This is a genomic window from Streptomyces sp. NPDC002130 (genome assembly GCF_040296465.1).
In the GTDB taxonomy this organism is placed as follows: Bacteria; Actinomycetota; Actinomycetes; order Streptomycetales; family Streptomycetaceae; genus Streptomyces.
Genome location: NZ_JBEOXI010000326.1, coordinates 1 through 7,700, shown reverse-complemented (window position 1 = coordinate 7,700; position 7,700 = coordinate 1). Strand labels below are relative to the sequence as shown.

The 7,700-nt window shown below is 73.1% G+C and carries 8 protein-coding genes and 2 pseudogenes; 4 read left to right on the top strand and 6 right to left on the bottom strand.

Features of this window, described 5'->3' with window-relative positions; all coding sequences use genetic code 11:
- The 5 genes and pseudogenes from ABT116_RS37000 to ABT116_RS36980 form a co-directional block, all read right to left on the bottom strand.
- Window positions 1–839, bottom strand: an 839-nt coding sequence (locus tag ABT116_RS37000) for a DUF6895 family protein (protein ID WP_351643352.1), incomplete at its 3' end; no start/stop codon positions are given.
- A complete protein-coding gene (locus ABT116_RS36995) occupies window positions 836–1,798 on the bottom strand; it encodes a DUF6895 family protein (RefSeq protein WP_351643350.1) in 963 nt (320 codons plus the stop codon). The genes ABT116_RS36995 and ABT116_RS37000, both read right to left, overlap by 4 nt.
- Complete coding sequence (locus ABT116_RS36990; RefSeq protein WP_351643347.1) at window positions 1,795–2,490, bottom strand: hypothetical protein; 696 nt, start codon at window positions 2,488–2,490, stop codon at window positions 1,795–1,797. The genes ABT116_RS36995 and ABT116_RS36990 overlap by 4 nt, the downstream gene beginning before the upstream one ends.
- Window positions 2,491–2,510: 20 nt before the next feature.
- Entirely contained in the window at window positions 2,511–2,699 is a 189-nt protein-coding gene (locus ABT116_RS36985; protein WP_351643344.1) for a hypothetical protein, read from the bottom strand.
- A 149-nt stretch (window positions 2,700–2,848) separates the two neighbouring features.
- Window positions 2,849–3,480, bottom strand: a pseudogene (locus tag ABT116_RS36980) (Orn/Lys/Arg family decarboxylase); the annotation flags it as partial.
- Here ABT116_RS36980 and ABT116_RS36975 point away from each other — a divergent pair.
- The 4 genes and pseudogenes from ABT116_RS36975 to ABT116_RS36960 form a co-directional block, all read left to right on the top strand.
- Window positions 3,475–3,761: pseudogene (locus ABT116_RS36975) on the top strand (amidohydrolase); the annotation flags it as partial. The pseudogenes ABT116_RS36980 and ABT116_RS36975 overlap by 6 nt on opposite strands.
- Before the next feature lie 63 nt (window positions 3,762–3,824).
- Window positions 3,825–4,358: a DoxX family protein gene (locus ABT116_RS36970; RefSeq protein WP_351643336.1), complete on the top strand. Its 534-nt coding sequence runs from the start codon at window positions 3,825–3,827 to the stop codon at window positions 4,356–4,358.
- Window positions 4,359–4,434: 76 nt separating this feature from the next.
- Window positions 4,435–4,998 (top strand): hemerythrin domain-containing protein, encoded by a 564-nt coding sequence (locus tag ABT116_RS36965; RefSeq protein WP_351643333.1) that lies wholly within the window; start codon window positions 4,435–4,437, stop codon window positions 4,996–4,998.
- Window positions 4,999–5,337: 339 nt separating this feature from the next.
- A complete protein-coding gene (locus ABT116_RS36960) occupies window positions 5,338–6,624 on the top strand; it encodes an MFS transporter (RefSeq protein ID WP_351643355.1) in 1,287 nt (428 codons plus the stop codon).
- A gap of 361 nt (window positions 6,625–6,985) precedes the next feature.
- On the opposite strand, the gene rfaE2 is transcribed toward ABT116_RS36960, so the two are convergent.
- Window positions 6,986–7,700: D-glycero-beta-D-manno-heptose 1-phosphate adenylyltransferase (rfaE2, locus tag ABT116_RS36955; protein WP_351643330.1), on the bottom strand; the 715-nt coding region annotated here is incomplete at its 5' end.

Genomic DNA, 7,700 nt, shown 5'->3' with positions numbered 1-7,700 from the left:
TAGACGATGTCGAACACCTCGTCCGGCGGGCCCTCGGGCATCGTCCGCAGGGCGGGCATGGCGCCGTCGGGCTGCTGCGCTGCGGCGAAGCCCTCCCAGGCCCGTTCGTCCAGGGTCGGACGGGGCAGGCAGGCGTCGACCACCAGCAGTTCGCCGAGCAGGTCCCAGCGTTCCAGGTCCAGCCAGTCGTCGATCCAGACCGGCAGCCAGGTCGCGAGGTAGTCGGCGGTGGCGGGCGGCAGGCCGTCCGGCCTCTCCCCCCAGTCGGTCAGGTGGAACACGTTGTGTGTGACGTCGTAGGCGATGTGCCCCTCCACCGTCCAGGGCTCGGGGGTGCGGGCCAGCCAGGTCGTGCCGCTCACTTCGGACTCCGGCGGCCGGGGCGGGAGGCCGAACCGGCGCTGGAACGCGGACAGGCCGAGCCGCCGGGTGGGGGTCGCCTCGAAAGCCGCCCAGCTGTCGATCCGGTGGTTCAGGACGGCCGCCCGCTCCACCTCAGGCTGGCTGTAGCCGAGTTCCTTGAAGGGCAGGTACACCTCGAAGGGGATGGGGGAGATGGGCTCCGTGAGCTGTCCGCGCACCAGCATGCGGCCGCCGTCCAGTGTCTCGCGCCAGGCGTGGTCGAGGAGTTGCCGGGCCAGTTGCGCCTGGCGCGACCCGGCGACACCCTCGCGGAACAGCACCTTGCAGATCATGGCCAGTTCGCCGATGGGTTTGAAGCGCTCCAGGAAGCCGATCTCGGGGTCGACATCGGGTTCCAGCGCGAATCCGTCGCGGTGGGCCCACAGCCATTCCAGGGCGCCCACGCCGACGTTGTGGATCAGGCGGGTGTCGGTCATCCCAGCACTCCTTGTCCGCCGGGCCGGTGGTGCGTGGCTGCCCGGGCTCCGTCGTCGAGCCGCCCGGTGGTCAGGGTCGCCGCGAAAGCTGCCATGAGGGTGGGGTGGTAGTGGGAGAGGAAGTCCGGGCTGCTGTCGTGGTCCGCTCCGCTCCCCTGCTCCGGGACGGCGCCGAGGGGGTGCTGTACCGCAGCGATGCGCGCCCAGGCCTCGTGCAGGACGGCGGGCTCGGGCAGCAGGGGCAGGCTCGCCGCCACGGCCAGCAGCTCGCAGCCGAGGTCCCACATCCCGGCGTCCAGACAGGTGTCGAGCCAGGGCGGCAGCCAGTCGGCCAGGTAGCCGGCGAGGTCGGGAGGGAGCCCTGCGGGCCCGGCGCGCCCCCAGTCGGTGAGGTGGAAGACCACGTGGGTGAGGGAGTAGCCGGAGGACTGCTCGAAGGTCCAGGGTTCGGGCAGCCCGGCCAGCCAGGTGCGCCGCAGCGCCTGCGGCATCGCGTCGGACTGCCGGATGCCGCTGCGGCCCTCGGCGTTCAGGACGCCGAGCCGCCGGGTGGGCTCCTGCTCGGTGAGCTGCCAGCCGCGGGTGCGGGCCACGGTGGCGGCGGCCGCCTCGTAGCCTCGGTGCCGCAGGCCCGCCGCGGCCATGGCGGCGTACACCTCCAGGGGATATGTGGCGAAGGGCTCCAGCCGCTGCAGGCGCATGAAGAGCTCACCCCGGCCGGTCTCCTGCCACGCGAAGGCCATCAGGTCGGCCGCGCATGCGTGGAGCGGGTCCGGGGGCGCGGTGTGCCGGCACACGGTCGCGCACACCTGGGCCAGTTCCCCGAGCGGCTTCCAGCTGCGGTTCACCTGTCCGTCGGCGGCCAGGGCGTCCTCGCCCAGCGCGAACTGCTCGCGATGCGCCGACACCCATGCCAGCGCGTCCTCGGCCACCTGTCGTGCCCCCCGTGCGTCCCTCACACGAACGCTCCCGTCCGGGTCAGCCGTGCCGCACTCACCTGCAGGGCCACGAGCGGGTCCTGACCGCCCATCAGCTCCACGAAGTCCAGGCCGTTGTCGAGTCCCAGCGTCTGCGGTACGCCCTCCAGCAGGGTCAGCCAGCGTCCGGCGCCGGCCGCCTGTCGCCAGTCCCTGCGGCGTACCGCGCGCACGAAGCCCCGGGCGACGTCGACCGGACGCTGCCGTGCCGCGCGGGCCACCGCGCAGTCCTCCCCCGGTACGGCGAGGGCGGCCAGCACCGCGAGCTGGTGTGTCAGGAGTTGCCAGGTCGCGCCCTCGAGCCAGGCGGCGTCGGGCTCCTGGCGCGGGGCGTCGGCGTGGCCCGGGTCGAGCCGCCGCAGCGTGTGCCGCATGGCCCAGTGGCTCCACCGGACGGTGGGTGCGGCGTCGGCTCCGGGCGGGTAGGCCTCCACGGCCTTGCGGAATACGGCGAGTTCGTCGGGCAGGGGCGGGGTGTGCAGCAGGGTGCTCGGCAGCAACGCGTCGGCTCCCAGCACACGTACGGCCGCGAGGGCGAGGTCCTCCGCTTCCGCGTGGGCCCGCTCGGGGGCGGCCGCACGAGTGTGGTCTCCGCTCCGAAGAGCGGAGACCACACTGGAAGCGAGGTCCTGCACCGCGCCCTGCAAGAGGGGCGAAGTGCCAGACTGCTCCATCTTCTACTCCTGTCGGTCCACTAGCCCTTCTTGGGGCGCGGGGTGGGCGGCGACAGGAGCAGGCCGAAACCGCCCTTGAAGAGCGCGAGTGCGGCGCACTCGCGGCTGTCGCGGTAGATGCCGTCGGCTTCCGCCGGGTCGAGTGCGGCCTCGATGTCGGCACTCTGGATGCCCGTCAGGTCCTTGGTGACCTTCTCGGTGGCAGTCATTGCACCATCTCCTTTGCTGAAGTGGATGCTTCCTCTCTAGTGCACCTGATGGGGACAAATCATGCCAACTGACGCAGGAGTTTATTTGCGTCACTTCTTCAACATCTCGCGCATGAGTTACTGGGCTTGTGACAGTTGCCGCTGAAACGTCACCCCTGGTCAGCGCGGGTCACGACCCGCACGGTGTGGACGGAGGAATCGGCCGCGTCCGGGATCAGGACGCCCTGCTCGGCGCCGCTGCGCAGGTAGTCCAGCACCGCGTCGGTGATGACCTCGCCGGGTGTCACCGCGGGGACGCCCGGCGGGTAGGGGCTGATCGTCTCCGCGGCGATGCGGCCCGCGGCCCGTTCGGCGGGCACGTGTTCGACCGGCGCGAAGAACGCCGCGCGGGGCAGCATGGCCTGCTCCAGTTCCAGTGCCGAGGGCTCGGGCAGCCGGACGGGCGGGCGGCGTTCGACGGAGTCCGCGTGCTCGACGAGGGCGCGCAGGGCGTCCAGGAGGATTTCCTCGGTCTCGTCGTCGTCCGCATGGGTGATCGAGGCGCTGATGCGGCAGCTGTCCGAGCCTCCGACGTCCACGTGGCGTTGATCCGCAGCCACTCCGCGGCCTGGATGCCGCTTCGTCCCAGCTTGCGGACGTCGATCACGATCTTGAGCGGGTCGAGGTCGGCGAGGAGGCGCTTGGTGCCGAGCAGGTCTTCGCGCTGCGCGAGGGCCTCGGGCGACACGCGGTCGTACTGGAGGTGGAAGACGGAGCTCTTCTCCACCGCCCCGCCCATCTCGCCCGGGCGGGGAGCGAGCTGTCACCCCCCACGCCCGGCGTGTACCTGGGGTCGTCCGACATCGCAACGTCAGCACACGCGTGCCCGCCATCCACCCGTTCGTCGCGATCACGGGCGACGACGGCTCCGACCACATCCCGGAGTTCGCCGAGGCGGCCGCCTCTCCCCGGGCCCGCGAGGTGCTGATCGCCTCGACATCGGCCCTTGCGTGCACCGCCGCCGACGTCCTGCTGTCGGGGGCGCTGCGCGAGGAGGCGTGGGCGCGGCACCGGGCGGTGTGAGTGGTTCGGGCCCGGCTGGGGAACCCGGCGAGCGCTGTACCCACCGATTCTCTGGAGAGGGCCATGAGTCTGTTGCGTGTGCTCGGCCGCCCCATGCTGGCCTCGATGTTCCTCGCGGGCGGTATGAACTCCGTCCGCGACCCGAAGCAGGTCGCCGACGCCGCCGAGCCTGTCGTCCAACCGGTCACCGAGCGCATCCCGGCCCTGCCGGACCGCACCGAGCAGGTCGTACGGCTCAGCGGTGCCGTACAGGTCGCGGCGGGGCTGATGCTGGCCACGGGGCGCGTGCCGCGCCCGGCCGCGCTGGCCATCGCCGCCACGCTGGTACCGACCACACTGGCGGGACACCGCTTCTGGGAGGCGCAGGACCCCGAGGAGCGGGCACAGCAGCGCATCCACTTCTTCAAGAACATGTCCATGCTCGGCGGCCTGCTGATCGCCGCCGACGACACCGGCGCCCGCCCCTCGGTGGTGTGGCGCGGCACCCACGCCGCCCGGGGCCTGCGGCGCGACGCGGGCCTGGTGCGCCGCTCCGTCCGCGCCACCGCACGGCCGGCCGGCGCGGTCGGGCGGGTCCGGGCGAAGCTCCCCGCCTGAGCCGCCCGCGCGGCACCGGCGGACCGTACGTTAACCCCCCGAGGCCGGGGGGACCCGAGCGCTGGAGGTGAAGGAGATGGGACACGGAGGAAACGTCATCGACGAGCTGGTGACCGACCACCGCGAGGTCGAGGAAATGTTCGGCAGGATCGAGGCACTGCCGTCCGGCCACCAGGACCGCAAGATGTACGCCGACCAGGTCACGATGGAGCTCGTCCGGCACTCGGTGGCCGAGGAGGCCTACCTCTACCCCGCCGTACGCGAGCACGTGGCGGGCGGGGACGCCCTCGCCGATCAGGAACTGAAGGATCACGCCACGGCCGAGCAGATCATGAAGGATCTGGAGGGCTGTGACGCGGGTGACGCCGATTTCGACCGGCTGATGGGCATGCTGATGAGCGAGATCCGCTCGCACATCGCCGACGAGGAGGGCAACCTCTTCCCGCGGCTGCGGCAGGCCTGTCCGATGGACACGCTCAACGAGCTGGGCGACAAGGTGCGCAAGGCCAAGAAGACCGCCCCGACCCGGCCCCACCCGGCGGCCCCCGACAAGCCTCCGGCCAACAAGCTCCTGGCTCCGGGCACCGGCATGGTGGACCGGCTGCGGGACGCGCTGAGCGGCCGGGGCAAGTCCGGGTAAGCCTGGTCACCCCTGCTGAGCGGGGTTCGTCGCCTCAGGCGACGGGCCCCGCTTCCGTGTGCGTGTGTTCAACCGCGCGGTCACCCCGTGTGATCAACCACACTGTGGCCTCAAGGCCCGTGCCGGGCAGGGCGTTTGGAGGACAGGAGTGCGTGGATCAAGGGCAGGTGGAACCGCTTCTCCGGTCCCCTCTGCCACGATGGTCGGCGCCGTACCCGTCGAGGGGATCCACCGAGCAGCGCCGCCGGTGTGACGCGCTCCCTCGTCGCCCTCCTCTGAGTCCTCCGACTCGTCTTCGAGTACCGCACTGTGCCTTCCTTTCCCTCCCCCTCTCCTGCCCTGCCCGCTTCCCGCTCGCCCTGGCGGTCGCTGCGGTACCGCAGCATGCGCTGGTGGTCCGTCGCGAACTTCGTGTCGAACGCCGGTACGTGGATGCAGCTCACGGTGCAGAACCTGCTGGTCCTGCAGATCACCGGGTCCGCCGCCGCGACAGGCCTGTCCATGTCCGTGCAGGCCGCTCCGGCCCTGCTGATCAGCGTGCTCGGTGGGGCCGCCGTCGACCGGTGGCCCCGCAAGCTGACGGCGGCCGTGAGCCAGGCGGTGCTCGGCGCCATCGCGTTCACCACGGCCGTCCTCGTGGCGCTGGACCTCGTCGACATGACCTCGCTGATGGTGCTGGCCGCCCTCACGGGTGTCGTCGCGACCGTCGACAACCCGGCGTGTGCGCTGCTGGGCAACGACCTCGTACCGGCCGAGGACGTGCCCTCGGCCATCGGGGTCGGGGCGCTGGTGCACCAGGCGGGCCGGCTGGTGGGAGCGGCCCTGGCCGGTGTGGCGGTCGGATTTCTCGGCACGTCCGCCGCGTACTTCGGCAACGGGCTGTCGTTCCTGTTCGTGGCCTCGGTCATCCCCTTCCTGCGTCCTGCGCCCGGTGCGGTGCGGCAGGACGCCCCGGCTCCTGAGGACACCGGTCCCGACCTGACCGTCCGGGAGGGGCTGGCCTACTTCGCGCGGCGCCCGCGTCTGGTTGCGCTGGCGGGTGTGACCGGCATCAGCTCCATGTTCGGGCGCAACTACGGGCTCACCCTGGCGGTGCTCGTCACCGGGCCGCTCGCGGGTGGTGCCGGTTCGTTCGGCACGGTGTCGACCGTGCTCGCGGTCGGCGGCATTCTCGGCGCGGTGCTCGGCGCCCGGCTGCGCCGGCCGTCCGTGCGGCTCGTGGGCGCACTGGCGGCAGCGGGGGCGCTGCTGCAGGTGGTGGCGGGGCTGTCACCGTCGCTGGCGGTGCTGATCGCGCTGGTCCTGCCGATGGCCGTGGTGGAGTCCGTCTCCGACACCGCCGGCACGGCCGTCCTGCAGACCGACCCGCCTCCCCACCTGCGGGGTCGGGTGCTGGGCGTGTGGGGCAGCATCGGCACGGTGTGGGGTCTGGGCGGCCCTCCCGCGCTGGGCCTCCTCATGGAACTGGCCGGGCCGCGTGGCGCCCTCGTCACCGGCGGACTGCTCATCGCCGGCGCGATCGGTGCGGGCTCCCTGCTGCGCCGGCGCCGTGCTCCGGCACCGGTCGTCCTTCGCAAGGAGGAGCACGACGCGCCGGGCCAGTCGGCCCTGAGCCCGGCGGCCTGAGCGGGCTCCGCACCCACCGGTCCGACCGGCACCGACCTTTCCGGCCCGACCGGCCTCCATACCCACCGGGCCCACCGGCCGACCCCGACGGCCCGAGCGGGCCTGTACCCGCAGGGGCGACCGGCACCGACCCCGGCGGCCCGAGCGGCCTCCATACCAACCGGGCCCACCGGCCGACCCTGGTACTCCGGGCGGGCCCCGTACCCGCAGGGGCGACCGGCCGACCGGCACCGACCCTTTTTCGGCCCGAGCGGCCTCCATACCCACCGGGGCGACTGGCCCACCCCGGCGCCCCGAGCGAGCGCCGTCGAGGGCAGCTCCCGGGGCGTGGCCGCACAGCTCCGCTGCCCCCGCCTGCGCCCTACGGCCGCAGCACCGCCTCCGCCGCCCGCCGGGCCAGCAGGGTCGTGGAGCGGCCGTCGAGGTAGGGCAGGACCACCGCCTGCCCGCCCCAGGTGCGGAGCACCTTCGCCTCGGGCAGGTCCTGGACGGAGTAGTCGCCGCCCTTGACCCAGACGTCCGGCCGCAACCTGGCCAGTACCGCCTCGGGCGTGTCCTCCTCGAAGACCGCGACGGCGTCGACGCTGCCGAGCGCGGCGAGGACGCGGGCCCGGTCCGCCGCCGGGTTGAGCGGGCGCCCGGGCCCCTTGCGGCGCGCGACGGACGCGTCGGAGTTCAGGCACACGATGAGACAGTCGCCGATGCGCCGGGCGCTCTCCAGCAGCCCGACGTGACCGGCGTGCACCAGGTCGAAGCAACCGCCGGTGGCGACGACGGTGCCGCCGCGGGCCCTGACCCGCTCGGCGAGCCCGAACGCGTCGGTCGCGGGCTCGTCGGCGGCGCCGGGCTCGGGCTCGGTCCGCCACAGACCGGGGTTGCCCGCGCCGCCCGCGGCGACGAACGCGGCCGCCTCCGCGACGGCCCTCTGCAGCGCCTCCTCGGGGAGCAGACCGTCGGCCAGAGCGGCCGCCGCCGTGGCGGCGAAGCAGTCGCCCGCTCCACAGGGGTCCCCGGCGGCGTGCTGGTGCGGCGGCCGCCGCTGCGGCACCTGGGGCGGGTCGTCGCCCACGACCAGG